This is a genomic window from Enterobacter sp. HMSC16D10 (assembly GCF_001807145.1).
Taxonomy (GTDB): Bacteria; Pseudomonadota; Gammaproteobacteria; order Enterobacterales; family Enterobacteriaceae; genus Enterobacter; species Enterobacter roggenkampii.
On the sequence record NZ_KV787878.1, the window covers coordinates 16,141 to 42,735 of the forward strand.

Sequence of the window (26,595 nt, forward strand, 5' to 3'; positions counted from 1 at the left end):
TTTGCGGTCAGATGGCGCGTATCCTCGCAGATCTCGCGGTCCGATGCGACAATTTAATCGGTTCTTCATCGGGCGGCGGGTCGGGCATCGGCTGGGGACGCGGGATGGGATCGGGCATAGGTACCGGATCGCTGGGGATAGGATCGGATTGACGCGATTGTGGCAGTAGCAGAGCGTTAAGGATGCTCATCATTCCCTCCATAATTTGCTGTCATCCCTTTTAGGGTAGACGCTCAGAATCAGGAGGCAAAAAAAAGCCGACTATGAAGTCGGCGTCGTACGAATCAATTGTGCTATGCAGTAATTCAAAAAAGGAAGTAAGACAATATGGAGCGCAACGCCCATCGCTTGACGTTGCATTCACCTGCGGGAGTAATATTGCACCTTACGGGGTAGATGTTTATTGACTTCGCTCAATTAAAAGAGCGTTTTAATCCCGGAAAAAGATGAAAAAAGCGTAAATTTACAGCCATTTACTACGATGCAACCACCATGCAACACCCCCAATCAAAACAACTAACATCACGCAAAACGCCGTAAAACCGTAGCGATAAGCGCCACCCGGAATTCCGCCCAGGTTGACGCCAAACAACCCGGTCAGAAACGTGCTCGGTAAAAACACCATCGCCATCAGGGACATCGTATAGGTTCTTCGCGCCAGCGACTCCTGCATCACCTGCGCGATTTCGTCCGCCATCACCGCCGTTCTGGCAATACAGGAATCAATTTCATCCAGCCCGCGGCCCAGCCTGTCGGCAATATCCTGCATTCTGCGCCGATGGTCGTCGTTCATCCATGCGAGCCTTTCGCTGGCCAGCCGCGCGTACACGTCGCGCTGCGGCGTCATGTAGCGGCGCATAACAATCAGCTGCTTGCGCAATAAGGCCAGAAAACCGCGCGGCGGGATCTGCTGATCGAGCAGGTTATCTTCCAGGTCGATGATTTTGTCGTGCAACTCTTCAATAAACTCACTGGCGTGATCGGTAAGCGCGTCACAGACGTCCACCAGCCAGCTGCCGCAGTCGATCGGCCCGGTGCCCTCTTTCAGATCGTTGACGATGTCATCCAGCGCCAGGACCTTACGCTGTCGGGTGGAGACAATCAGCCCATCGTCCATATAGACCCGCATCGCCACCAGCTGATCCGGACGTTCATCCGTGCTGCCGTTAATACAGCGGAGGGTAATCAGCGTCCCGTCACCCATGCGGCTTACGCGGGGCCGCAGGCTTTCACCCGCCAGCGCATCGCGCACGTTATTGGGCAAGAGCGGGGTCGACGCCAGCCAGTCAGCGCTGTCCGGATGGGTATAGTTCAGATGCAGCCAGCAGGGATGCGCACTGTCGATCGCATCATTATCTTCCAGCGGTCGGGCACCGCCGCGGCCGTCCAGCACCCACGCAAAAACAGCGTCAGGAACGTTAAGTTCAGATCCTTTAATGCTTTCCACAGCACCTCCACCTTTTTAACTCTTTCGGTGTCAGTCTAGCTTTCATGAGGGGTTAAGCAACAACTATGTATTCCATCGCGCTGAAATCGCTCGGGAATTGAGCTGGGTGGGCAGATGTATGAAAAAAGCCTGGCATGCCAGGCTTCGTGTCGCTTTCAGAGAGAGTGTTCTGGCTGCTGGAGGAAGGAGGGTGAGCCGGTCGGTAATGGGGACGAAGACCCGTGATCCAATCTAAAATTCCGCGTGCGGGCCTGGAGTTCAATCACCTGATTGCGCAGTACATCCGAGGAGCCGTTGAGTTCCTCCGCCATCGCCACGTTGCTTTGCGTGACCCGCTCCAGCTCCGATAGCGCCAGCGTGATTTGGGAAATACCTTTCTCCTGCTCAGACGTCGACGCGGAGATTTCATCCATTAAGCGACTGACGTTCCCCGAGCCCGTCACGATTTCATGCATATTCTTCTCTGCCTGCGACACCACGGTCGCGCCCTGCGTGACGTTACTGCTGGTGACTTCAATCAGCGCTTTAATATTCTTCGCGGCCTCTGCGCTGCGGTGCGCCAGGTTTCTGACCTCTTCCGCAACGACAGAAAAACCTTTTCCATGGTCGCCCGCTCTTGCCGCCTCAACGGCCGCGTTGAGCGCCAGAATATTGGTCTGGAACGCAATGCCGTCAATCAGCGAAATGATCTCCGTCATCTGCTGGGCGCATTCGGTAATGGACTGCATATTGTTGGCAACCTGCCCCATCAGCTCCCCGCCCTTACGCGCCTGCAGCGTCGCCATATTCGCCTGTTCACTCGCCAGGCGGGTGTTATCGGCGTTATTTTTAGTGCTCGCCGCCATTTGCTCCATGCTGGCTGCGGTTTGCACTAAAGACGCAGACTGCTGTTCGGTTTTTACCGAGAGCTGAGCGCTACGTGTCGAGAGCTGATCCGATAAGGTCATGGCGGTTTGCGATGACGCCCTGATCTCACGCACCAGCGTCGCAATGTTGCCGGACAGGCTGTTGATCCCGGGAATGAGTCGCCCCGCACAGTTATTGCCAAACTCCGGGATAGAAACCCCCAGGTTGCCGGCAGTCACCTCTTCAATACTTTTCTTCACCGTATTGATCGGCGTCACAAGATACCGGGTCATATAGACCCAAAGCAAAAATAGCGCAACGAAATTGATAGCGTTAAGGGAAATAAAGAGAGAGGGCTTGCTGGAAATTAGAACAACGACACCTGCGTTTACCAAAAATAGCGATAAAAGGAACCCGATAATAAAGGTTCTGACACTAATATTTCTTAGCATGATGATACCCACATTTTATATTTTGGTCGGCATCTAGACTTATAGCATTGGCACAAACGTTTTTCCTCGGAAACTTCACGGGTTTGTTGTTTCGCCGTTAGCAGCCTGGGATTTAGCTTAAGTCAGATGAAAAAAGCGTATTAGTGAAAATGTTCTTCGCAGCATGCTGTGATACTGGTCTGCCGCCACGTTAAGCGATACCATCCGCTGCGGCGAACCGATACAATCGCCGTTATATTTAAGGAGCTTTGCTACTTTTATTCGCTCTTGTTTAGCAATGCTTAATACGTTAACAATGAGAATATATTTTATATTCTTAATGCGATGTAGAGTATTAATATGACTGGTCATGCTTCACGATAAATAACTAATATTGTTTGAATGCGCATGTTCGTTGCCAGATTAAGATGTGCCCGGCAGGCGAAATCGGTAACCCTCTCAGGCGTGGGATTGCATAATGCTCAATATATCGTGGGACCCTGTGTTAATCGCTATCTCTTATCTGGTGGCATTTATCGCCTCCTTTGTGGCGCTGGACAGTGCCGGAAAGATCCCCCTTTCCAGCCGAAAGACTGCCCTGTTCTGGCGCATTGCCGGGGGTATGACGCTGGGGATCGGCATCTGGTCGATGCACTTTATCGGCATGCTGTCGATGCAGATGCCGATGATGATGCGCTATGACCTCTGGTTAACCCTTGCGTCTCTGGGCGTCGCGATTATTGCGTCGACCACGGCCCTTGATATTGCCGTCGCGGGAAAAAAACGTTCTTCGTTTCGACCGATCGTTGCCACGGCTATCCTGAGCGCAGGCGTGGTATCTATGCACTATATCGGTATGGCTGCCCTGATGCTGGATGGCAGCATTATCTGGGATCGCCGTATTGTGGGGTTGTCGGTGGTCATTGCCGTGGTGGCGTCCGGCACGGCGCTGTGGCTGGCTTTCCGCCTGCGAGACAAAGGGGTTTTTATCGAGCGCCTTCTCGCCGCCCTGGTCATGGGTGCCGCCATTTGTGCGATGCACTATACCGGCATGAGCGCTGCGCATTACCCGGAAATGTCGCATACCCTCCCCGGGGGGATCGGCGAGCTGGGGTTATCCATCTGGGTTTCTGTCACCACGCTCTGCCTGCTTGGTGTGATGTTAATTATTTCCCTTATCGATTCTCACCGGCGCACCGGCCGGCTGACGGATAATCTTCGACAACTCAATCGGCAGCTTGAGCTCCAGGCGCGCTTTGATGCGCTCACCGGACTCGCGAATCGCCATCAGATGGATCTCCGCATGCAGGACTGCCTGCGCAGCGCGTTGCTGAGCAACAGGCAATTTGCCGTTATTTTCCTGAACGTCGATCACTTCAAACGCGTCAACGATACCTGGGGTCACAGCGTCGGCGATGAGTTATTGATCACCGTCGCACAGCGCATCACTTCCCGGCTCTCGCGTGAGATGACCCTGGCAAGGCTGGGAGGAGACGCTTTTATCCTGCTCGTGCCGGAATGTGACGACGACAAACTCAACGCCCTGCTCGCGTCGCTGCTCGAGGATGTGCGACGTCCTCTTTCGATCTGTGGTCATACGCTTAACACGACAATGAGTGCGGGCGTCAGCCTCTATCCTCAGGATGGCGAAACGCTGCATGAACTGAAACTCAAAGCAGATGCAGCCCTGCATCACGTCAAAGACGACGGCCGCAACGGCTGGGCGCGTTACAGAACCGAGATGTCGACAGCAATCCCGGCAAAACCCGGTTTTCTTCAGGAGCTCTCTCAGGCGCTTGAGCGCGATCAGTTTGAACTGTGGTACCAGCCAACCTGGTATGCGCAAGAGAAGACTATCCATGGTTTTGAAGCCCTGCTGCGCTGGCGGCACCCTGAGCAAGGCGTTGTGCTGCCGGGTCTGTTTATCCCCTCGCTGGAGCAAACCGGCTTAATTATTCCGGTGGGCAACTGGGCCATTGAAGCGGCATGTCGACAGCTGCATTTCTGGACTGAACAAGGGTTCAGCCAGTGGACGTTATCGCTCAACTTATCCCCCGTCCAGTTCGAGCAGCCGGACATTTTCCACATCGTATCGTCGATGCTGGAAAAATATAACTTGTCCCCGTCCAGGCTGATCCTTGAGGTCACGGAGAGCACCGCGCTGAAAAATCTCGACCGCAGCATTGAGTTGCTCAACGCCTTTAATCATGCGGGGATCACCGTCTCGATTGATGATTTTGGTACGGGCTACTCCAACCTGCTGATGCTGAGCGTGCTGCCGGCAAAAGAGCTCAAGATTGACAAAAGCTTTGTAACGTCGATGCTAGAAAATGAAAAAACCTACAAGCTGGTTGAAACCATCATGAGTATCGCCCGCACCATGGAGATGAACGTGGTGGCAGAAGGGATTGAAACGGAAGAACAGCAGGCGGTTCTCACCCGTCTCGGCTGCGACTACCTGCAGGGTTACCTCTTCTCCCGCCCCTTACCTGCCGAACAGGTGCCGTGGCTGCTTCTGCAGATAAACTCAGAAAGGCAAATTATCCCCCTTAATAAAATTCAAACGGACGCCGCATTTATTTCACAAAAAAACCATGCCTGACGGGGTTTAGTAGAGTATGTTTCAAAGCAGAACACACGAGTCACGTCTGTCATGATTGTCAGGCGTATTAAGCCGATGAACAGGAAATGCCTATGTCGCAAAACGGTTTTGAAGCGCTGAACGTTATTAAAACCCCCGTGTGGCTTATTTCACCCGTTTCGGAAGAGATCGTTTTTGCGAACGTGGTCGCAACGCAGCTTATGGGAGATAAGACGCTCGATCAGCTGCGTAAAGGCATCTATTCCGCGAATGCACAAGCTCTCCTGTCGATGTATGTACCTGAACTGAAAACCGAGCAGGAGATCGTCGAAATCTGGACAATAAGAAGCCGGGATGGGCTGGATACGCCGTTAAGCTGTCGTCTCTCGCTTGCCCGTTACGCCCCCTGGGGAGATGTGATTGTCTTCGAGGGGATCGCCCAACATATCCTCTCAGGACTGAAGGCCAGCCGCTCCGCAACCTACCGGCGAAAAAAACAGGGGTTTTACGCCCGTTTTTTTCAGACCAACAGCGCGCCGATGCTGTTAATCGATCCTGCCCGCGATGGTCAGATTGTTGATGCCAACCTGGCTGCGCTCAATTTTTACGGTTACTCGCATGATGGTATGTGCAGCAAGCATACCTGGGAAATCAATACCCTGGGGCGAGACGTGATGCCCATTATGACTGCGATTGCCGCGCTGCCCGGCGGCCATAAGCCGCTCAACTTTGTTCACCGCCTTGCCGATGGTTCCACCCGCCATGTTCAGACGTATGCCGGACCCATTGAGATCTACGGTGACAAGCTGATGCTGTGCATCATCCACGATATCACCGAGCAAAAAAGACTGGAGCAAGAGCTGGAACATGCCGCGTTACGTGACTCCATGACCGGGTTACTCAACCGACGCCAGTTCTACGCGATTACCGACCCCAACAATCTCAATAATCGACCTGCCCAGCAGCAGTTTAGCCTGCTGCTGGTGGACACCGATCACTTCAAAAACATCAACGACCTGTTTGGCCATTTGAAGGGCGATGAGGTGCTTATTGCCCTCTCCCGAACGCTGGAAGCCTGTAGTCGGGAGAACGACATGGTGTTCCGCTGGGGGGGCGAAGAGTTCGTCATCCTGCTGCCGCATACCTCACTCGACACCGCGTTGCAGATTGCCGAGTCGATCCGTGCAGCCGTTGCCCGCATTACGATTCCGGGCTTACCACGGTTTACCGTCAGCATTGGCGTGGCGCGACATAACCCGGGGGAGACGATTGATGAGCTGTTTAAGCGTGTAGACGATGCGCTGTATCGCGCTAAAAATGATGGGCGCAATAAAGTCCTTGCAGCATGAAACTGGAGTATACGGGAAAGCCCCGCTACAATGCCTGCCTCGAATAAATTAACGTCAGGTGGGTAAAATCTGCAATGGGCAAAACAGAAATAATACTCACCTTAATTATTTTGCTCCTTATTATATTTGGCTTCTGGTTTATTTTTAGCGGGGAAATCTGGTATCTCGTCGAGTTTCTCGAAAATAGTCTTTACCCGACCTTCGACGCCCCTTAACGCACGTTTAATATCGTGTTTCACCTACCGAATTTGTCAGGTATCTGCCAGCCTGACGGCCGCGTAAGATACGCGTCGTTATCCTCCAACTACGTTGATAACGAATCACTTATTCACTTGCTTATGTTGCCCGTGCTCTGACGGGCTTTTTTATTTCCCGCATTTCAGCCACGCCAGGCTATATCTTAATCATCTTTAATGACAAGGGAGAGGAATGATGAGCAAGAAGATCCTGATGCTGGTGGGCGATTATGCCGAAGATTACGAAACCATGGTGCCTTTTCAGGCGTTACAGATGGTTGGTCATCAGGTGGATGCCGTCTGCCCCGACAAACCGAAGGGCGACTACATCATAACGGCAATCCATGATTTCGACGGCGCCCAGACCTATAGCGAAAAACCCGGTCACCGCTTTACCCTCAACGCCGACTTTTCCGCCGTAAAGGAGCAGGACTACGACGCGCTGCTCATCCCCGGCGGGAGAGCGCCCGAGTATCTGCGGTTAAATGAGGACGTGTTAAAGCTGGTACAGGCGTTTGACGCCGCGCGCAAACCGATTGCTGCGGTGTGCCACGGCCCTCAACTGCTCGCCGCCGCGGGCATCCTGAAAGGCCGTACCTGTAGCGCCTACCCGGCCTGTGCACCTGAGGTCCGTCTCGCGGGGGGACACTACGCCACGATCGGCATCGATCAGGCACATGTCGACGGCAACCTGGTGACGGCTCCCGCGTGGCCCGCCCATCCGCAGTGGCTGGCGAAGTTTAATGCGTTATTAGAATAATACGTTCCGGTCTCATCGCTGCCGAAAAGCACAGCGCGGTATCACCCATGGCAAAACTGGCGCTCACGTGCGCCAGTTCGCATTAACCATCAGTGCTTCTCAATATACATCGTCCGGCTATACGCCACGTCTTCCGGGTTATTAATCGGATACCCTTTCACCCACGGCTTAATCAGACGACCGTTGGTGTACTGGTAAATAGGCGCGATCGGCGCTTTCTCCATGAGGATTTTCTCCGCCATGTTGTAGTCCGTGTTACGCGCTTTCGCCGTGGTTTCGAGCGTCGCCTGGTGGATTATTTTATCGTAAGCCGGGTCGTTGAAGCGCGAGATATTCCCGCTGTGGGTTGAGGTCAGCAGGGACAGGAAGGTCGAGGGCTCGTTGTAATCCCCCACCCATGACGCGCGGATCACATCAAAATTGCCGGTGTTGCGGCTGTCGATGTAGGTTTTCCACTCCTGATTTTGCAGCTTGACGTCCACACCGAGGTTTTTCTTCCACATGGACGCCACCGCAATGGCGATTTTCTGGTGGTTTTCCGACGTGTTGTACAGCAGGTTCAGCTTCAGCGGACGCTGGGGGCCGTAGCCTGCGGCCTGGAGCAAGGTTTTGGCCTGAGCGTTCAGCTCCTGCTGGGACATCTGCTCGAACGGCGAAGGTTCAGGCGTGAAGCCCGCCGTCACGTCAGGGGTGAAATGCCAGGCCGGTTTCTCGCCGGTACCCAGTACCTTATCCGCCATAATGCGGCGATCGATAGTCATGCTCAGCGCAAGACGAACCCGGGCATCGGCCGTCGGCCCCTTTTGCGTGTTAAACGCGTAGTAATAGGTCCCGAGCTGAGGCGGCGTATACACCTGGCCAGGAATATCCTTCAGGAGCTTCTGATACATGTTTTTCGGGAACGATTCGGTAATATCGATATCCCCTGCCAGATAGCGTTTCGTGGCGGACGATTCCTGATTAATCGGAATAAAGGTCACTTTTTGCAGGACAGTTTTCGCATTGTCCCAGTAGTGGGTGTTCGGCACGACAACCAGTTTTTCATTCACCACGCGCGCGTTCAGAACGTAGGCCCCGTTACCGACCAGCGCTCCCGGACGCGTCCACTCTTTCCCGCTTTCAACATTGGCTTTTTGCACCGGATAGAAGGCGAAGTTTGCCGTCAGGTTGCTAAACCACGGTAGCGGTTTATCCAGCTGGACGCGCAACGTTCTGGCATCCACCGCCGTCACGCCCAGGGTATCTGGCGACGCTTTACCATCAATAATGGCCTGCGCGTTGCTGATACCTGCCAGCGCCGCAAACCAGGCAAACGGAGAGGTCGTTTTCGTATCAACAAGACGCTGCCAGCTGTAGACAAAATCCTGCGCGGTAACCGGCGTACCGTCAGACCATTTTGCGTTATCGCGCAGGGTGAACGTCCAGATTCGGTTATCGTTGCTCTGCCAGCGCGTCGCCACGCCCGGAGTCAGTTCCCCTTTCTCATTCTGATTTACCAGCCCTTCGAAAAGATCGCGAATCACCTGAATCTCTGGCAACCCCACCGCTTTTGCGGGATCGAGCGAAGCCGGTTCGTCTTTAATGTGTCTGACCAGCTCCTGTTTTTGCGCCAGCACCGTGCCCTGTGGCACATCGGCAGCGTATGAGAGTGAAGAGAGTCCGCACAGGCACAGTGCGGCAAAAAGACGCGAAACAGGATGCTTCATAAGATCCCCTTTAAAAAATTCTGGTAAAAAGCAGATGCGTAATTATTTGTTTCGACAGTAAGAAATGCAAACAACTTACGCCTGAATAGTGATTTAAGGCAATTCTCAGCCGTTAAGGAAACTATTTGATTAACAGCGGCTTTTGCACAACACTGCCTGTAGAGACTTCGTTATCAGGATATCGTATGGCAACCACCCGACCCCGCGCGGAACGAGGCGCCTTCCCTCCGGGCGCTGAACAATATGGCCGCTCATTTTTAGGTGCATCGCTGATCTGGTTCCCGGCCCCCGATGCCGATCGCGACAGCGGTTTGGTTATTGCCGGCACGCACGGAGATGAGAACTCGTCTGTCGTCACGCTCTCGTGCGCGCTGCGGACGCTGACCCCGGCATTGCGACGTCACCACGTGATTCTTGCCGTGAATCCGGACGGCTGTCAGCTGGGATTACGGGCGAATGCGCGAGGAATCGACCTGAACCGTAATTTCCCGGCGGCAAACTGGCGCGCAGGGGAAACGGTATATCGCTGGAACAGCTCCGCCGAGGAGCGGGACGTGGTGCTGCTCACGGGCGATAAACCTGGATCGGAGCCGGAAACGCAGGCGCTGTGCCAGCTTATCCATAAGATCCACCCCGCCTGGGTTGTCTCCTTCCACGATCCGCTGGCCTGTATTGAAGATCCGCGCCACTCTGACCTGGGCGCGTGGCTGGCCCAGGCGTTCGCCCTCCCGCTCGTCACCAGCGTGGGCTATGAGACACCCGGTTCATTCGGCAGCTGGTGCGCCGACTTGAGCCTGCCCTGCATCACCGCTGAGTTCCCGGCGATCTCCTCCGACGAAGCCAGCGAAAAATACTTAAAGGCAATGATGGATCTGTTGCGCTGGCAGCCTCAGAGGTGAAGTACGCCGCTGGTAAAATTAAGCGCCGGTGAAGCGTCAACGGCCAGCCACGTCGGGCCATCCAGATCGGCGAAACGGACCTGATTGACCAGCGGCAGCGCCGCACCGATCGCCCGCGAGGTGCAAAGCATGCATCCCAGCATCAGGGCGAACCCCTGCGCCCGGGCGTCCGCCGCCAGGGCCAGGGCTTCAGTCAGTCCGCCAGTCTTGTCGAGCTTGATATTGACCATGTCATAGCTGCCCTTAAGCGCGCTCAAATTCTCGCGGGTATGACAGCTTTCATCCGCACAGACGGGCAACGGATGGATAAAATTCTTCAGCGCCGCATCCTCTTTTGCCGGCAGAGGCTGCTCCAGCATCGCCACGCCCAGATCGGCCAGCAGCTGGCATCGCGCGGCCAGCCCTTCGGGATGCCACGACTCGTTGGCGTCAACAATGAGCGTGGCTGACGGCACCGCCGAGCGAATGGCGACCATCCGCTCGCTGATCAGACGATCGTCGAGCTTCACTTTTAACAGCGTGGCCCCGGCGTCATAGAGCGCTTTCGCACTGGCGGCCATCTGCTCGGGCTCCCCAATCACGACCGTTTGCGCGGTCACGACGGACTCCGGCACGGCCACGCCCAGCAATGACGTCAGCGATTTTTGCTGCTTAGCGGCTTCAAGGCTCCAGAGCGCACAGTCGATGGCGTTGCGCGCCGCCCCGGCGGATAAACGCTGCTGTAACGCGTCGCGCGTGAGGCCTTTTTGCAGGTCAGGTACCAGGGTCATGATCTGCGCCATCACGGATGCCAGACTTTCCCCATAGCGCGGGTAAGGCGTACATTCCCCGACGCCTTTAAACCCCTCTTCTTCGATTTCAACCACGACCACGCTGGCTTCACTTCGGCTGCCGCGAGAGATCACAAACGGGGTATGCAATGGCCAGGCTTCTTCATAGACCTTAACGCTTCTCATCACTGACTCCTTGCGGCCCGGAAAGGCGAAAAATTTGGTTTGCCGTGTTATCTGCTGATGGCATACACTAGCCACGACGTTAACTATATGTAAACAGGAAGATATCTATGTCACAACTCGTTCATTTCCAGGGCAACCCGGTTGCTGTAGCAGGTTCCATTCCGCAGGCTGGCAGCAAAGCGCAGGCTTTTACTCTGGTGGCTAAAGATCTGTCTGACGTCACACTGGCTCAGTTTGCGGGCAAACGCAAAGTACTGAACATTTTCCCAAGCATTGATACCGGCGTTTGTGCCGCATCCGTGCGTAAATTCAACCAGCTGGCGACTGAAATGGACAACATCGTGGTGCTGTGCATTTCCGCTGACCTGCCGTTTGCCCAGTCCCGTTTCTGCGGTGCCGAAGGCCTGAGCAACGTTATCACCCTTTCCACCCTGCGCAGCGCTGATTTCCTCGAGAACTACGGCGTCAGCATCGCGGAAGGCCCACTGAAGGGTCTGGCAGCACGTGCTGTACTGGTTCTTGATGAAAACGACACTGTCGTTTTCAGCGAACTGGTTAACGAAATCACCACCGAGCCGGACTACACTGCCGCGCTGGACGTGCTGAAAGCATAATAAGTCCTTAGCATTCTATACAACTTATTCTCAACCTCGCCACGGCGGGGTTTTTTATTAGAAAATAGCTGAATCGTTAAAGCTAAAATATTCATCGATCACAAAAATCATGCAATAAAGACAGCAACACGTAACATCCACGTGATCATTAACGCATTCTAATTGTTAAAATCACCTAATTTTAACCTCAGTGAAGCCCATCACGTTTCCCTTTTTGTCTAAACATTAGATTTGCTTACGAAAGTAAATAATCGTTTCAGCAAAAAGGATAAAATATGAAGATCAAATTCGCTTTTACGCTCCTGGCGGTCCTGGTTTCTGGCCATGCCGCGGCTAAAACCTGGGTGCTGACAAGTGCTGAAAGCAGCGTAGAGAAAGGAAACTGGAAGATTTCCAGTGATGAGCTGAAAGTTAAAGATCAGACGTTCAGCATTGAGCAAAAAGTCTTGCGCGGCGGCAAGCAGGAAGGCAGTAAAGTCATCGTTATTAGCAGTAAAGATGGCCTGACGATTACCCTGAGCCCGACACGCGGCATGAACCTTCTACACGTTGAAGGGTTTGGCACCCGACTGGGGTGGGATTCCCCTGTCAAAGAGGTCGTGAATCCGGCTTATATCAACCTTGAGAGCCGCAACGGTCTCGGCTGGCTGGATGGTTTCAACGAGATGATGGTGCGCTGTGGCTACGAGTGGACAGGTCACCCTGTCACGGCGGACGGGCAAATTTACACCCTGCATGGCAGGGCCGGGAATACCCCGGTATCACAGGTGGAAGTTGAGGTGGCGGATGCCGCCCCGCATCAGATCCGCGTTCGGGGTTTGATCAAAGAGAGCACGTTCAAAAAAGCGGATCTGCAGACCATGACCGAACTGCGCTACGTTCCCGGAACCAACCAGTTCAGCCTGCATGATGTTCTTACTAACCATGCCGATTACCCTCACGATTACCAAATCATCTATCACAGCAACTTCGGGACGCCGATCCTCGAAGAAGGCGCACGTTTCCTTGCGCCAGCGGCGAGCGTGAGCCCATTCAATGACTACGCCAAAGCGGGCGTTAACGACTGGCAAACCTATGCCGGGCCGACAAAAGGCTTTGATGAGATGGTCTTTAACATTCAGCCGCTCGCCGACAACAACCACGAAACGCTCGCGGCTGTGGTCAATAAAGCCGGCGATAAAGGCGCATCCATCCAGTTTGATACGCGCCAGTTGCCCGTGCTGACCTTATGGAAAAACACCGATACGCTGAAGCAGGGTTATGTCACGGGCATCGAACCGGGCACCAGCTACGCCTACCCCGTGACGATTGAACGCCAACAGAAGCGGGTTAAGCAGCTGCAGCCTGGCGCCAGCGCGCAGTTTGATCTGACCTATACCCTGCTCCACAGCCCGCAGCAGGTGAAAGAGGTTGAAAGCAGGATTGCGTCGATTCAGGGCGAGACAAAAACAGACATCGTTAACACGCCGCTGGCGAAGGAATAAATCTAAAGTGAAAAGTAAAAAGCCTCTTTGCAGAGGCTTTTTTGTTATTCGTCACCTTTCTTATGATTCAAACCATACTCACGTAGCTTATTGGCGATCGCGGTGTGCGAGACGCCCAGGCGTTTTGCCAGTTTGCGGGTGCTGGGATAGCTGCGGTACAGCTGCGTCAGCACAGAACGCTCGAAACGGCTGGTGATGTCATCAAGTGACCCTTCCATCGCCTCTTCCCCTACCGATACCGTTCCGGCGTCGTAATCCGGCAACAGGATATCCTGCGGGCGCAGCTCATACCCTTCAAGCTGGGTCAGCGCACGATATACGGCGTTTTTGAGCTGACGAATGTTCCCCGGCCAGCCGTAGCGCATAAGCACCGTGCCCAGATCGGCAGACAGCTTCGGACGAGGAACCCCCTGCTCATCGGCAAAGCGGGCGACGAACAGCTCCGTAAGCGGCATGATGTCCTGCGGGCAATCGCGCAGCGGCGGAATGTTCAGCGTCAGGACGTTGAGACGGTAATAGAGATCTTCGCGGAAGATCCCCTTTTGCACCAGTTCCACCAGGTTCTTCTGGGTGGCGCAAATGACGCGCACGTCCACATGCACCTCGTGATCCTCACCGACGCGGCGGAACGTGCCGTCGTTCAGGAAACGCAGCAGCTTAGCCTGCATACGCGGCGACATTTCGCCGATCTCGTCCAGCAGTACGGAACCGCCGTTAGCCTGCTCGAAGAACCCTTTCTTGCCCTCCGGCGCGTGACCAAACAGCTCGCTTTCAACGGCATCTTCCGGGATAGAGGCACAGTTAAGTGCCAGATAAGGCTTAGCCGCACGCGGGCTCGCCAGATGCACGGCGTGAGCCAGCAGGTCTTTCCCGGTGCCGGTATCGCCGGTAATCAGCAGCGGCGCGGTCAGGCTTGCGAGCTTACGCGCCTGATCAACCACATGGCGCATTTTCGGGCTGACGGCAATAATCTGGCTGAACGCGCCAACGTCCTGACTGGAGAGGTTTTGCAGCTGACGACCCATGCGTAGCGTCGAGCGCAGCATGATCACCGCCCCGGTCAACACCCGGGTATTCCCTTCCCCTTTCAGATAGACCGGCGTGATCTCCATCAGGAAATTCTGCCCGTTAATCACCACATGCTCGCTGTGCGTGTTCTGCGGATTGCTGTCCAGCCAGCGCTGGAAGTTAAAACCAGGGATCAGCTGCGCGGCGTGATGATTGCTCAGCTTCTCCTGGCTCTGCGCGAAAAGCTGGCAGCTCGCGTGGTTAACGCGCTCAACTTTGCTTTTCAAATCCAGGGAGAGGAACGGTTCAGGCATGGCTTCCAGCAGCGCGCTCAGCGCCAGGTGCTCACGCTCGGACGGCATCCAGGGAATGGTGCGTACATCCGTAACGCCAGCGATACGGCGGATTTCCGCCATCAGGCTGCTGAAGGTATTAAATTCAATTTCGGCAAAATTGAGGTAAATTCGCCCGACAGGATCGATCTCAATGCCACGTAAATCAATGCTACGTAAAACAAGAAGATCGAGTAATTCGCGGGTCAGACCGAGACGGTCTTCACAGAAGACTTCAAGACGCATGGGAAATTCACCGTTTTAAGCCAATAACAGTAAAATGATATGTCAGAACACGGTGATCGGGAAGATGGCTGTCAACAAATATTGACAGCCAGCACGATTAGTGAACAAAACCTCACGGCGAAGGTTTTTTATTGAGCGTCTCTTTGAGCTGGCCGATCAGTTCACGCCTGAAATCCCCCAGCCGGGGCTTATCGCCGTCAATCCAGGGCAGCGGACGGCAGACTTCCATCGCTTTAATCCCCAGGCGTGCGGTTAATAATCCCGCACCGATGCCCTGAGCCGCACGGGCAGAAAGACGCGCCGCCAGATCCTGCGACATCCAGTCCATACCCACTTCGCGCACCAGCTCACTCGCCCCGGCAAACGCGATATTGAGCAGGACCAGCTTAAACAGTCTGATCCGACTGTAGTAACCCAGCTCTATGCCGTAAAGGTTCGCAATACGGTTGATCAGGCGCAGGTTACGCCAGGCGATAAAGGCCATATCGACCAGCGCCAGCGGGCTGACGGCAATCATCAATGTGGATTCCGCCGCAGAACGGCTGATCTCGCGCCGCGCCTGAGCATCCAGCACCGGCTGTACCATGTGGGAATAGAGCGTCACCACTTCCCGGTCATTCTGGGTCTCATGGATGGCGGCATACCAGCGCTGAAGCGCCGGATGCGACTGATCGATTCCGGCCTGGCTGGCCAGCTTTTCACAGAACGCGCGCCCTTTCCCGGTGCCGTGACTGTGGAGCAGATCCCGCGCTTCATCACGCTCGTGCGCGCGCTGTCGCAGACGCCAGAGTCGACGCCATTCGGTGGCAACCGACCCGACGCCAGCCCCCACTATCAGCGCGCCTGCGGCACATCCGCCCAGCGCCACCCAGTCCTGCGTGTGCCAGGCATTCATCGTCCACTGCACGCCCTGACCCACCACGCTTACGCCAAACAGCGCCAGACCGGCGGTGACCATCCTGCGCCACAGGCTGCGTTTTGGACGCAGCGCGGCGTCCACGACCGCCTCCGCCGGACCATCCTCAACAGCCGGGTCGTCCTGCAGCGCCGGGGCAAAGTTATCGGCCTGGGTACCGCTGAACGTCTGCGCCGTTTTGAACGCCTCCTGAGGGTTCTGCTCAAGCGTTCCGGTAAAGTCAATGCGCGGTTTTAACGGTTCCGTCATCGCAATTTATCTCCAATCAAAAACTCCAGCGCCGCATCCAGACGGATGTGCGGTAAAGGCCTGTCGACGCTCATGGCCTGCGGGCGGAAGGCTTCAAACTGGAAGCCCTGATTCTGCCAGAAGGCCTGACCCGGCAGTCGCGCAGGCACTTCGCCTGGGTAGACAGTAAGCGGTTCACCGTCGCTGAGCCGGTTCCCGCGTAATGCCGGTATTTTCTCGCCGTTAAGGTCAATTAGCCCGCTTTGCGTCGCCTGCACGGACGCGAGCCCAAGGCAATCCATGCCGATCCCTTCGAAGGCGGCGTTTTGCCAGGCGTCCTGTACCAGCTGCTGTAGCAGCGACACCATATTGGCATGCTGGTCCACGGTGACGTGATCGGCTTTTGTGGCCGCAAAGAGCAGTTTATCGATCACCGGTGAGAAAAGACGGCGGAACAGCGTCCGCTGCCCGTAGTGAAAACTTTGCATCAGCTGCGTCAGGGCAAGGCGCATGTCGTTGAATGCCTGTGGCCCGCTGTTGAGCGGCTGCAGACAATCCACCAGCACAATCTGACGGTCAAATCGTAAAAAGTGGTTCTTATAGAATCCCTTGACCACCTTCTCACAGTAGTAATGGTAACGCTCGCGCAGCATACCGGCGTTAGTGTGCTTATCCGCCTGCGCCAGCGTCGACTCGCCCACCCCATCCACATCCGGCCAGGGGAAAAACTGAAGCGCAGGCGCGCCCGCTAAATCACCCGGCAGAACAAAGCGCCCCGGCTGAATGAAGTGTAACCCTTCCTGTTTACACTGGTGTAAATACGCCGTCCAGGCGTCGGCAATGGCCGCCAGACGGTTTTCATCTGCTGGGGCAAGCGGGTCCAGCCCTTCGCACAGCTGTCGCCATTTGGCCGACCACCCGGCGCGTTGCCCCTGCAGCAATCCCGTCATCTGGCGTGACCAGCTGAGGTAATCCTGCGCCAGCATCGGCAGGTCGAGCAGCCATTCGCCGGGGTAATCGACGATTTCAAGGTATAGCGTGGAGGTATCCTTGAAATGGCGCATCAGGGATTCATTCGAGCGGAAACGCAGCGCAAGGCGAATTTCACTGACCCCTCGCGTCGGCGTCGGCCACGCGGGCGGGTCGCCATAAAGCTGTGCCAGCCCTTCGTCATAGGTAAAACGGGGAATGCCAAAATCACGCTGTGGAACGCGCTTAACGCCCAGCAGACGCTCTTCCCGCACCGCGCCAAGCAACGGCAGACGCGCCCCGGCGTGCAGGTTCAGGAGCTGGTTCACCATCGCGGTGATAAACGCCGTCTTACCGCTTCGGCTCAACCCCGTCACCGCCAGTCGCAGATGACGGTCAACGCCGCGGTTTACCAGTGAATTGATTTCGTTTTTAAGTCGCTTCATCGCCGTCCTTCGTTGCCTGGAAGCCTTGAATGCATGGCTTCAGAATACAATAAATGGGGGCAGATCGTTGATTATCAATTCTTATTTATTGCTATTGCCGTTTTTTCTCCAGTAAGATGAACGCCATTGCTGTCAGTCCTGAGTGAGTAAGGTGTATGTCACCCACCATTTATGATATCGCACGGGTTGCGGGCGTATCGAAATCAACCGTTTCCCGCGTTCTGAATAAACAAACGAATATTTCTCCTGAAGCGCGTGACAAAGTGCTGAAGGCGATTGACGAATTAAATTATCAGCCCAACAAACTGGCCCGTGCCCTGACCTCTTCAGGATTCGATGCCATTATGGTTATTTCGACCCGTTCAACCAAAACCACTGCCGGCAATCCTTTTTTCTCCGATGTTCTTCATGCCATTACGGCAAAAGCGGAAGAAGAAGGATTCGATGTTATTTTACAAACCTCAAAAAGCAGTGAAGACGATCTCCTGAAATGCGTGAGTAAAATAAAACAGAAGATGATCAAAGGGATCATCATGCTGAGTTCGCCCGCAAATGAATCCTTTTTCACCACGCTGGACGCGTATGGCGTACCGGTAGTGGTTATCGGCAAAGTGGAAGGTGAGTATCAGAATATTTATTCCGTCGACACGGATAATTTTCATGACAGCGCCACGCTGACGGAAACCTTTATCAAAAACGGCCGCCGGAAAATTGCCTGCCTGCATGCGCCGCTTGAATATCATGTTTCGATCGATCGCCTGGCGGGTTATAAAGCCAGTCTGGAAAAGCACCATATTGCGATTAACCCGGACTGGATCATGGATGGTGGTTATACCCATGAGAGTGCGCTTAAGGCGGCTCTGGAATTGCTCTCTTCACCCACGCCGCCTGATGCCGTATTTGCTACCGACAGCATGAAATTACTCGGCCTTTATCGCGCGGCGGACGAGTTAAATCTGATGATACCGGAACAGGTGGTGATAGCCGGATACAGTGACCCGATGCTGTCTCTCATTTTAACGCCCGCACCAGGCGGCTTTGATATCCCCACCCGCAAACTGGGGGAAGAGAGCTGCGATCTTCTCTTCAGGCGTATTGCGGGTCACCCCGCCCCGCAAAAAGTGCTGGTTGATACCCATTTTTTACTGGCGGCCTCGCTGCGCTAAAACCAGGGGCGGTTAGCCCCTGGAGGACCCACGGTCAGAATGCGTAATTTACCCCAACGCCCGCATAGTGGAAGCGGTCGTTTTTACCCTCGTCATGGTTTTCCCATTCGTAGGCGTATTCAAGCGTCATGGATAAACCGTTGTTGAAGTCATAGGCGTACTGCATACCCAGACGGTTGAAATCATGTCCTTCACGCTCAGGATCGTCCTGCCAGTCCCAGTTCGACCAGCGATCGAGCCCCAGTCGGGTGTAAGGCGTTAAGGTCGTCTGACCCAATGAAATAGGCAGGTAGGCGCGAATTTCCTGAGTGGAGAACTCGCCGTTATTACGTGAACCGTCCATATTGAAACCGCGCTCTAAATAGTAATTCACTTTAGCGGCAAAGGTGTCGTTAATGGTCCAGGTAAAGCCCGTTTCGGTTTCGACGCGGCTGTCTGAATAGCCTGTTTTTTCCAGATCGTTGGCAAACTGATACATGGCAAACCAGCCGCCGAAACGCCAGTCGTCGGTTAATTTAATATCCCAGTCCGGCTGAATTTTGTAGCGCTGCATATTTGCGCTGCCGTCTCTGGCGCCGTGTTCATCCTTAAAGTGATAGCCATAATTACGGAAACCACCGGTCAGACCGAACGTGAAATCATCGGTACCAATAAAACGATAGCGTAATTCAAATTCCGGGCGATCGAAATAGGTCCCACGGGTCATGCTGCTATAATCAACCGGTCCTTCCTGATACATCGCCAGCGAAATAGTCCAGGCATCCCAGGTCGCATTAAACCACACGGAGGGTTCATATAATCCGTCTTTATCTTCTCCCTGGCCTTCGACGTTTTCAATTTCATACATCGCGCCAATATTAAATTCCCATTGCTTAGCCGTTTCTGTTGCATGTGCGCAGCTCACCCCTGCGCACAGCACGAGCGCAGCACTTTTTAGTAGAGTACTCATAAAATATTCCCTTTATAATTAACAAACAAAAAACCGGAAATTTGCATTTCCGGCAAACACCTTTCTTATCTAATAGCCGCTTCGGTATCGGCGTCGAAGAAATGGCACTTATTCATATCGAACTGGATACCGATATTATCCCCTGCGGCATAATCATTCGCTGCTCCCGCGCGAACCACCAGCTCATGGCCGCCAACGGTGGCGTAGAGCATGAACTCCGCACCGGTCAGTTCGGCTACGCTGACTTTCGCCGCGATATTTTCGCCGCTACTCTGCTGGGTGAGAATATCTTCCGGGCGGATCCCAAAGACCACAGCTTTACGCTGATATCCAGCGGCTTGCAGTGCAGCGAGCTTGTCTTCCGGGATCGCCAGGCGCAGCGTTTCCGTGACGAAATAGCGGTCGTCGATGGCACCACGAACAAAGTTCATGGCTGGCGAGCCAATGAACCCCGCAACAAACATGTTTGCCGGCTCGTTGTATACCTGCTTCGGTGCACCGACCTGCTGAATAATGCCGTCTTTTAAGATCACAATGCGGGTCGCCATCGTCATGGCTTCCGTCTGATCGTGGGTCACGTAAATCATCGTGGTATTGAGCTTCTGGTGAAGCTTGCTGATTTCAGCCCGCATCTGCACGCGGAGCTTGGCATCGAGGTTGGAGAGCGGTTCATCCATCAGGAACACGCCCGCTTCCCGCACTATCGCCCTGCCCAACGCCACGCGCTGACGCTGGCCGCCGGACAGCGCGCCGGGTTTACGCTTGAGGTACTCCCGTAAGCCGAGGATTTGTGCGGCCCAGTTGACGCGCTCTTCGATAACCGCCGGAGCGATTTTCTGCATCTTCAGGCCAAACGCCATGTTGTCGTAGACCGTCATATGCGGGTAAAGCGCATAGTTCTGGAACACCATGGCGATGTCGCGTGACTTGGCGGGCACATCGTTCATACAAACGCCGTCGATCACCAGTTCGCCGGCGGAGATCTCCTCCAGCCCGGCAATCATGCGCAGCGTCGTCGATTTACCGCAACCGGACGGGCCGACAAAAACGATAAACTCTTTGTCCTCGATTTCGAGGTTAAAATCCTTCACCACGTGGACCTGGTTATCGTAAATTTTCTGAATATGTTTCAGTGACAGTTGTGCCATTTTTAATTCCTTATCAATACGCCCGGGAGGCCCAGAAATCGGTCAGGCATTTCCAGGTCAGTTCCTGCGTCGAATGAAGCTGTAGTCCCGCATGGGCCAGGCCTGAGCCAATCCCGACCGACAGCATGCCCGCCGCGTTGATCGCCGCCACGCCCGCGGGCGCATCTTCGACCCCAATGGCCGCCTCGGGGCAGACGTCCAGGCCTGCACACGCGGCGAGGAAGATCTCCGGGTCCGGTTTTGAACAGACGATACGGGAAGCATCAGCGCAAAAATCAAAGGCGTCATGAATACCCAGGGCATGCAGTATTCCAGGTGCGTTGAGGGAAACGGAGGCGAGCCCAATTTTGACCTTCGCCGCCCGAATGTCCGCCAGCACCTCCCGGATGCCCGGCAGCAGCGACGCCTCGGTCAACGACGACAGCGATGCGACGTAGAGCGCATTTTTCTTCCCCGCCAGCGCCAGGCATTGTTTGTCGTCAAACGCCCCCTCTTTCCCACCGTGTCGCAGGATCCGCTGCAGGGATTCCATGCGGCTAATTCCCTTCAGCTCCTCGTTAAACACCTCATCAATAGTGATGCCGATCTCCTGCGCGACCGAACGCCAGGCGAGAAAATGGAGATGCGCCGTATCGGTGATGACCCCATCAAGATCGAATACAACAGCTTCAGGCTTCATGGCTGGCCTCCGTGGTAGCGGTCCCATTAAAAGACGTAAGAAATTCCCTACGGGACAGTGCCTGCCGCTCCGATACGCATACCGTTTTTCCCCACAGGGTTAACGTGACGGGCGCGGTGGTCTCGATGGTTAAAACGTCATTTTCAAACGTGAAGTGCAGGCGAGCGTTCTGCCAGCGCAGCGGGAAGGCAAGTTTTCGCCAGTGAGCGGGTAGCTTCGGCGCAAGGTGCAGCTCGCCCTCAACAATCTGCATGCCGGCAAACCCCTGAATAACGCCGGACCAGATAGCCCCCGTGGCAGCGGCATGAATGCCGTCATCGCTGCTGTGCGGATCGTCGCCCAGATCGATAGCCACGCCAGCGCGCCAGAAGGCGTAGGCCCCTTCCGTATCGCCACAGCGGGCGGCCACAATGCCGTGAATAGCCTTGCTCAGCGAAGAGTCATGGATCGTACGTGGCTCGTAAAACGCCAGGTTGGCCGCGCACTGGGCGGGGGTAAATTTCTCCGGCAACAGGTAGTTAAGCATCACCACGTCAGCCTGCTTGAGGATCTGCATCTCGTTAACTTCCGCGCGGGAGTAATCCAGCAGGATGGTCTGCTTACCCGCTTTGGCTTTATAGCGGCTTAAATCGATCGCCGGTTTCGCCATGAACGAATCGTCCTGCGGGATAACGCCCCCGGCGTCGGCTTCCGGCAGCCACAAGCGGGCCAGGAAGGTGGTCGCCTTCTCCATGAAGCAGGCATCTTCACGCTCAAACAACGACATAAACCGACATGCGCTGGCCACGTTGTACCAGGCCAGATAGTTGGTGTAGGCGTTGTTATTCACATGTTCGGTGTATTCGTCCGGCCCAATCACATCATGAATTTCCAGGCGCCCGTTAATCTCCGTAGCGCGGCCCATCCAGAACGTTGCCGTCTCCACCAGCAGGGTCAGCCCTTCATTGCGCATAAATGCGTCATCACGCGTGGCCTGCCAGTAGGCCACAACGGCCCAGGCAATGTCCGCCACGATGTGGTGTTCGGCCAGGGCGGAGGCCACTTTCTGCCGCATGCCCGTACGGATGTTGATGGCTGCAAACTCCGGCGTCTCCTCTTTGCCGCTTGCGGCGCTCTCCCACGGGAACAGCGCGCCCGGCCAGCCGTTGCGGCGGGCTTTTTCCCGGGCCCCGGCCAGGTTCAGCCAGCGATAGCGCAGCAGACTGCGGGCCACCTGCGGACGGGTGAAAAGATGGAAAGGCAGCATGAATATTTCGGTGTCCCAGAAGACGTGGCCTTTATACCCCTCACCGGTCAATCCCTTAGCGGCAATGCTGCTCCGCTCATCATGGGCTGGCGTCATGGTGGTCAGATGCCAGACGGCATAGTCCAGCGCCATCTGATCGTCAGGAGCTGCAGAAGCCACTTCCACCCGGGCGTCACGCCATACGTCTTCCCATGCGCAGGCTGAACTCTCCAGCAGCGAGGCATATCCCCTTGCCGCACAAACCTTGAGATCCGCCAGCGCGCCGCGCGCGAAAGACTCCTGCGACAGGGCTTTATCGCTGCGATGGGCCACCCAGACCAACTTATCCAGCGTGACAGTGTCACCCTGCGGTATCGTCAGGGAATAGTGAGCAGAGAGCCGACGATTTTTAGCGGTAAAGCAGCTTTCGCTGTCTGCTGATAGCTGACAAAAAGCCGAGATAACAACGTCAGCGGCCCGGTCCTGCGTTTCATACACACCCTGCATATAGTGCTGGTCGAATACCCTGACTGAAATTTCATCCAGATGCTGACGGCCGGTATTGGTTTGTGTGGCATCAATACCGGTTTTCATCACCACCTGCGAGGCTGCGTCAAGCGGGGTGATCGCAAGCTGCATGGCCACAAGCGGAAGCTGATCGAGAGAGACAAAACGACGACTCTCCAGGCGATAGCGCTTTCCGTTGGGCGAGCGCCAGACAACGCGGCGATGCAGCTCGCCGTTGGCAAACGCCAGCTCGCGCTGCCACTCAAGAATGTCCCCGGACAGAAGGGTAAAATTCACCCCGTCCAGCTCAACCTCGATACCGGTGATATCGGGCAAATTGATCAGCTCAGTGGTCTCGTTACGTCCCGCCTGGTGATACAAGCCCGCAAGATACATCCCTCGGGTTTGCTGGGTGTAATCTTCTTCATGCGCAGCGCGAATGCCCATGTAGCCGTTACCGCATGCCATAATGGACGCGTACTTATTCAGACTGTGCGGACAAAAGCCCGGATCGGTTAATACAGACACGCTCAGCATAATGTTACGCTTTCTCCTGTTTCTGCCGACTGATAAAGCGCCGCGACAAGCTGCTGAATCACCAGCCCCTGTTCAGCATCTGCAATCATTACGGGCTCTCCCTGCACGTGGCGGACAAAGGCCTCCATGCTGCGTAAATGGCGCTGATCGTCAGCCTCTTCACGCTGAATCAGGGTCTGTAACGCCCCGGCGTCATCCTGATAAATATGTGCCGGGAAAAGCGTCGCCCCCGCTTTTTCACCGCAAAACGCGACATTCATGATCGACTGCTCGCGGATATTCAGCGCGAACGAGGTGTCCAGACGCAAAATGCCGCCGTTGCAGAATTCGATGGTGCCAAACAGGGCATCTTCCACCGTAAACTGAGCAGGATCCCACTCGCCAAACTGGCCGCTGCTTTTCCGGGTTCCCAGCCTCTGGAAACCGTGCGCCGTGACCCTTTTGACCGCCGGGAAACCCAGCACGTACATCGCGGCATCCAGCATGTGAATACCAATGTCAATCAGCGGCCCACCGCCCTGCAGCGCTTTATTGGTGAAGACGCCCCAGCCCGGCACGCCGCAGCGCCGCAGCGCCTGCGCCGAGGTGAAGTAGATTTCGCCCAGCGTTCCGTTCATCACGGCCTCGCGCAGCAGCTGCGTATCGAGCGCAAAGCGGTGATGGAAGTCATATGCCAGCACTTTGCCCGCCTTGCGGGCAGCGATCCGCATCTCGTCGGCCTCTTGCGGCGTCATGGCAGGCGGTTTTTCGCACATCACATGACAGCCGGCCTCCAGCGCTGCCATCACATGCTCAAAATGGAATCGGTTTGGCGAACAAACGCTCACCACGTCCGGCTTAACCGCCTCCAGCATGGCGCACGCGTCCTGCCACGCCGACGGTATGGCATGGCGCTCCGCAAAAGCCTGTGCCTGTTCGAGGCGGCTGTCCATGACAGCCACCATCTGAACATCACTGCGCGTGGCGTAATACGAGGCATGCACTTTGTCCGCAACCTGCCCGGCGCCAATGATGGCGACGCGCAGTGGCGACGTTGTTGAAGCACTCATCACGCTCGTCATCCTTAGCATTCGCGTAAATAAGTGAGTGAATCCCGGTAAGCCTGAGCGGGGTCCTCAGCGCGTACGCGGCACTCGTATACCACATAGCCCTGGTAATTATCCGCACGCAGCTGATTGAACAGGCTGGCAAAATCGAGGCTACCGCTTCCCGGCTGATAACGGTGATTATCGGCGATGTGCACATGGCCCAGCAGATCGCGGTGCTGATGCAGCGCCTCCGTCAGCGAATCTTCTTCAATGTTCATATGATAGAAATCGCCGATGATCTGCACGTGCTTGAGGCCGTTCTCTTCGATATAGCGACGTGCGTCAGCCAGGGTGTTGATCATATGATCCTGATAGCGGTTCAGCGGCTCCAGGTAGACGGTGGTTCCTGTGCGCGCGGCCACCTCATCCAGCCAGCGCAGCGACGCACTCACCGCTTTGCGGTCGCCTTCCAGGCTGCGTGGAGAGGTCATCGGCGGCAAACGGAAGGTAAACATTCCCCAGGCTGCAGGCACAATAATGCCCTTGCCGCCCACTTCGGCCAGGGCTTCCAGAATGCGTTCAATCTGGGCTAAACCGTTCAGACGACGCTCTTCGATAAAGTCACCAATCCAGCCATCGTATCCGCCGCAGGCGGTCATGACCGGCAGGCCGGTGGCCTTAATCGCCGCTTTCACCTCGGCGAGATTTTCCACCAGCAGCTTGCCGTCAATTTCATAGCCATCGAAACCCATCGCTTTGATGTACTCGAATTTCTCCAGGATATTGCCCGGGAAAAAGGCCTGATTTTGTGTTGCGATTTTCATGAGTTGCTTTCCTTAGCTTAAAAAGTGACGCCCATTTTGATGCTCAGTTCCGGATGCTGATCCACATATTTCATGTAGCTTTCAGCGCTGCTGGTGAAGGTCACGACCGGGTCGATCAGATCTTCACAATTCAGATAACCGTTCATCAGCAGTTCCCAGCAGGTCTCTTCAATACGCTTGCGGCTCCAGCGCGGGTAATCCGGGTTTGGCTCACTGCAGGCGCGGGAGAAGACAATCTTCGCGTTGTTGAAATGCGCTTCACGCCCCAGGTTAAAGCCTGCTGAGAACGGTTTAGCGAACGCAACGTAGGAGATGGTGCCGCCGTAGGCGAGGCCGCGCAGCGCGGACTGCAGCGCATCGGCAAAGCCGCTGGTCTCGATGATCACGTCCGCGCCCTGCTTTCCGGTCAGCTTTTTAATTTCCAGACCAACGTCTGTGCCGATTGGGTTCAGGCAGTGGTCCGCACCGTGACGACGGGCGATCTCGCAGCGGTGTTCGATCGGATCAACGCCGATAACAACTGACGCGCCAGCTTTTTTCGCCAGCTGAATCGCAATCTGTCCGATGGCTCCCAGGCCGACCACGACAACAAAGTCGCCCACGCGGACGTTGGCATCACGCACGCCGCTCATGGCAAACTGTGCCGGATCGTAGCAGACGGCGTTCTTCCAGGATGCGCCCTGCGGCATTTTGCGCAGCTTGTAGTTGTTGACGGCATTCACGATAACCGTCTCCTGCAGCGGACCGTAGCAGCAAACGCGATCGCCAGCCTGGTATTCCGTGACGTCCGCACCGCATTCAATAATGTCGCCAACAATCATGTTGCCCAGCTGGAACTTACCGAACTCGATTCCGCGCGCTGCGCCCTCTTCACGCGGCGTGAACATCTGCCACTCCGCGTTGAACTCTTCATCGATAAACGGGCTTGCGGCGCGGAAATCGACCACTTCAGTGCCGTGCTTCGGGGCACCAAAGCGGGCACGAATTTTCACTTCATGTGCTTCCACAGCACGATCTTCATATTCCACCAGCGCCGCCACGCGTGGCGCTGTCGCAACTAATTTTTTCATGATTGACT

23 protein-coding genes are annotated in these 26,595 nt (G+C 55.3%); 8 read left to right on the forward strand and 15 right to left on the reverse strand.

Features of this window, described 5'->3' with window-relative positions; genetic code table 11:
• Nucleotides 1-7: 7 nt before the first annotated feature.
• The 3 genes from HMPREF3143_RS26295 to HMPREF3143_RS11015 all read right to left on the reverse strand — a co-directional run bounded on the left by HMPREF3143_RS26295 (nucleotide 8) and on the right by HMPREF3143_RS11015 (nucleotide 2,745).
• The gene (locus HMPREF3143_RS26295) at nucleotides 8-172 is read right to left on the reverse strand and encodes a proline-rich small protein YnaL (protein WP_304665500.1); all 165 of its coding nucleotides are present in this window, start codon (nucleotides 170-172) and stop codon (nucleotides 8-10) included.
• A 291-nt stretch (nucleotides 173-463) separates the two neighbouring features.
• On the reverse strand, nucleotides 464-1,447 hold the full coding sequence (gene zntB / locus HMPREF3143_RS11010; protein WP_021240264.1) for a zinc transporter ZntB: 984 nt from the start codon (nucleotides 1,445-1,447) through the stop codon (nucleotides 464-466).
• 155 nt (nucleotides 1,448-1,602) lie between these two features.
• Nucleotides 1,603-2,745, reverse strand: coding sequence for a methyl-accepting chemotaxis protein (locus HMPREF3143_RS11015; protein WP_023292274.1), 1,143 nt, complete (start codon nucleotides 2,743-2,745; stop codon nucleotides 1,603-1,605).
• 457 nt (nucleotides 2,746-3,202) lie between these two features.
• Here HMPREF3143_RS11015 and HMPREF3143_RS11020 point away from each other — a divergent pair, with 457 nt between their 5' ends.
• From HMPREF3143_RS11020 to HMPREF3143_RS11035, 4 genes are all read left to right on the forward strand, one after another.
• Nucleotides 3,203-5,326 carry a putative bifunctional diguanylate cyclase/phosphodiesterase gene (locus HMPREF3143_RS11020; protein WP_070533039.1) on the forward strand — a complete coding sequence of 708 codons (2,124 nt, stop codon included), beginning with the start codon at nucleotides 3,203-3,205 and terminating at the stop codon, nucleotides 5,324-5,326.
• A gap of 92 nt (nucleotides 5,327-5,418) precedes the next feature.
• Entirely contained in the window at nucleotides 5,419-6,654 is a 1,236-nt protein-coding gene (locus tag HMPREF3143_RS11025) for a sensor domain-containing diguanylate cyclase (RefSeq protein ID WP_025913058.1), read from the forward strand.
• 74 nt (nucleotides 6,655-6,728) lie between these two features.
• Complete coding sequence (locus HMPREF3143_RS25935) at nucleotides 6,729-6,869, forward strand: Ecr family regulatory small membrane protein (protein ID WP_021240268.1); 141 nt, start codon at nucleotides 6,729-6,731, stop codon at nucleotides 6,867-6,869.
• 217 nt (nucleotides 6,870-7,086) lie between these two features.
• Entirely contained in the window at nucleotides 7,087-7,650 is a 564-nt protein-coding gene (locus HMPREF3143_RS11035; protein ID WP_008501260.1) for a DJ-1/PfpI family protein, read from the forward strand.
• Between the two features lie 89 nt (nucleotides 7,651-7,739).
• Here HMPREF3143_RS11035 and HMPREF3143_RS11040 read toward each other — a convergent pair whose 3' ends face one another.
• Nucleotides 7,740-9,356, reverse strand: a complete 1,617-nt coding sequence (locus HMPREF3143_RS11040) for a peptide ABC transporter substrate-binding protein (protein ID WP_070533041.1) — start codon at nucleotides 9,354-9,356, stop codon at nucleotides 7,740-7,742.
• Nucleotides 9,357-9,541: 185 nt separating this feature from the next.
• Here HMPREF3143_RS11040 and mpaA point away from each other — a divergent pair, with 185 nt between their 5' ends.
• Nucleotides 9,542-10,255, forward strand: coding sequence for a murein tripeptide amidase MpaA (gene mpaA, locus HMPREF3143_RS11045; protein WP_008501258.1), 714 nt, complete (start codon nucleotides 9,542-9,544; stop codon nucleotides 10,253-10,255).
• On the opposite strand, the gene ycjG is transcribed toward mpaA, so the two are convergent.
• On the reverse strand, nucleotides 10,246-11,211 hold the full coding sequence (gene ycjG, locus HMPREF3143_RS11050; protein ID WP_070533043.1) for an L-Ala-D/L-Glu epimerase: 966 nt from the start codon (nucleotides 11,209-11,211) through the stop codon (nucleotides 10,246-10,248). The two genes, mpaA and ycjG, sit on opposite strands and share 10 nt — an antisense overlap.
• Before the next feature lie 107 nt (nucleotides 11,212-11,318).
• Here ycjG and tpx point away from each other — a divergent pair, with 107 nt between their 5' ends.
• A complete protein-coding gene (gene tpx / locus HMPREF3143_RS11055; protein WP_070533045.1) occupies nucleotides 11,319-11,825 on the forward strand; it encodes a thiol peroxidase in 507 nt (168 codons plus the stop codon).
• A gap of 275 nt (nucleotides 11,826-12,100) precedes the next feature.
• Nucleotides 12,101-13,309 carry an aldose 1-epimerase family protein gene (locus HMPREF3143_RS11060; RefSeq protein WP_070533047.1) on the forward strand — a complete coding sequence of 403 codons (1,209 nt, stop codon included), beginning with the start codon at nucleotides 12,101-12,103 and terminating at the stop codon, nucleotides 13,307-13,309.
• Nucleotides 13,310-13,353: 44 nt separating this feature from the next.
• On the opposite strand, the gene tyrR is transcribed toward HMPREF3143_RS11060, so the two are convergent.
• The 3 genes from tyrR to HMPREF3143_RS11075 form a co-directional block, all read right to left on the reverse strand.
• Complete coding sequence (tyrR, locus tag HMPREF3143_RS11065; protein WP_008501254.1) at nucleotides 13,354-14,895, reverse strand: transcriptional regulator TyrR; 1,542 nt, start codon at nucleotides 14,893-14,895, stop codon at nucleotides 13,354-13,356.
• 112 nt (nucleotides 14,896-15,007) lie between these two features.
• Nucleotides 15,008-16,060 (reverse strand): YcjF family protein, encoded by a 1,053-nt coding sequence (locus tag HMPREF3143_RS11070; RefSeq protein ID WP_070533048.1) that lies wholly within the window; start codon nucleotides 16,058-16,060, stop codon nucleotides 15,008-15,010.
• Nucleotides 16,057-17,454: a YcjX family GTP-binding protein gene (locus HMPREF3143_RS11075; RefSeq protein ID WP_039024915.1), complete on the reverse strand. Its 1,398-nt coding sequence runs from the start codon at nucleotides 17,452-17,454 to the stop codon at nucleotides 16,057-16,059. The genes HMPREF3143_RS11070 and HMPREF3143_RS11075 overlap by 4 nt, the downstream gene beginning before the upstream one ends.
• Nucleotides 17,455-17,609: 155 nt before the next feature.
• On the opposite strand from HMPREF3143_RS11075, the gene HMPREF3143_RS11080 reads away from it, so the two are divergent.
• Entirely contained in the window at nucleotides 17,610-18,620 is a 1,011-nt protein-coding gene (locus tag HMPREF3143_RS11080) for a LacI family DNA-binding transcriptional regulator (RefSeq protein WP_008501251.1), read from the forward strand.
• Between the two features lie 34 nt (nucleotides 18,621-18,654).
• On the opposite strand, the gene HMPREF3143_RS11085 is transcribed toward HMPREF3143_RS11080, so the two are convergent.
• The 7 genes from HMPREF3143_RS11085 to HMPREF3143_RS11115 form a co-directional block, all read right to left on the reverse strand.
• The gene (locus tag HMPREF3143_RS11085; protein WP_008501250.1) at nucleotides 18,655-19,569 is read right to left on the reverse strand and encodes an OmpG family monomeric porin; all 915 of its coding nucleotides are present in this window, start codon (nucleotides 19,567-19,569) and stop codon (nucleotides 18,655-18,657) included.
• Nucleotides 19,570-19,634: 65 nt separating this feature from the next.
• Entirely contained in the window at nucleotides 19,635-20,717 is a 1,083-nt protein-coding gene (locus HMPREF3143_RS11090) for an ABC transporter ATP-binding protein (RefSeq protein WP_021240476.1), read from the reverse strand.
• 13 nt (nucleotides 20,718-20,730) lie between these two features.
• Nucleotides 20,731-21,396: a beta-phosphoglucomutase gene (gene pgmB / locus HMPREF3143_RS11095; RefSeq protein ID WP_008501248.1), complete on the reverse strand. Its 666-nt coding sequence runs from the start codon at nucleotides 21,394-21,396 to the stop codon at nucleotides 20,731-20,733.
• The gene (locus HMPREF3143_RS11100; protein ID WP_070533050.1) at nucleotides 21,386-23,665 is read right to left on the reverse strand and encodes a glycoside hydrolase family 65 protein; all 2,280 of its coding nucleotides are present in this window, start codon (nucleotides 23,663-23,665) and stop codon (nucleotides 21,386-21,388) included. Before HMPREF3143_RS11100 ends, pgmB begins: the two co-directional genes overlap by 11 nt.
• Entirely contained in the window at nucleotides 23,659-24,717 is a 1,059-nt protein-coding gene (locus HMPREF3143_RS11105) for a D-glucoside 3-dehydrogenase (RefSeq protein ID WP_031274909.1), read from the reverse strand. Before HMPREF3143_RS11105 ends, HMPREF3143_RS11100 begins: the two co-directional genes overlap by 7 nt.
• Before the next feature lie 11 nt (nucleotides 24,718-24,728).
• Complete coding sequence (locus tag HMPREF3143_RS11110; protein WP_070533052.1) at nucleotides 24,729-25,517, reverse strand: 3-dehydro-D-guloside 4-epimerase; 789 nt, start codon at nucleotides 25,515-25,517, stop codon at nucleotides 24,729-24,731.
• Between the two features lie 17 nt (nucleotides 25,518-25,534).
• Nucleotides 25,535-26,587 carry a D-guloside 3-dehydrogenase gene (locus tag HMPREF3143_RS11115; protein ID WP_047745732.1) on the reverse strand — a complete coding sequence of 351 codons (1,053 nt, stop codon included), beginning with the start codon at nucleotides 26,585-26,587 and terminating at the stop codon, nucleotides 25,535-25,537.
• Nucleotides 26,588-26,595 lie beyond the last annotated feature (8 nt).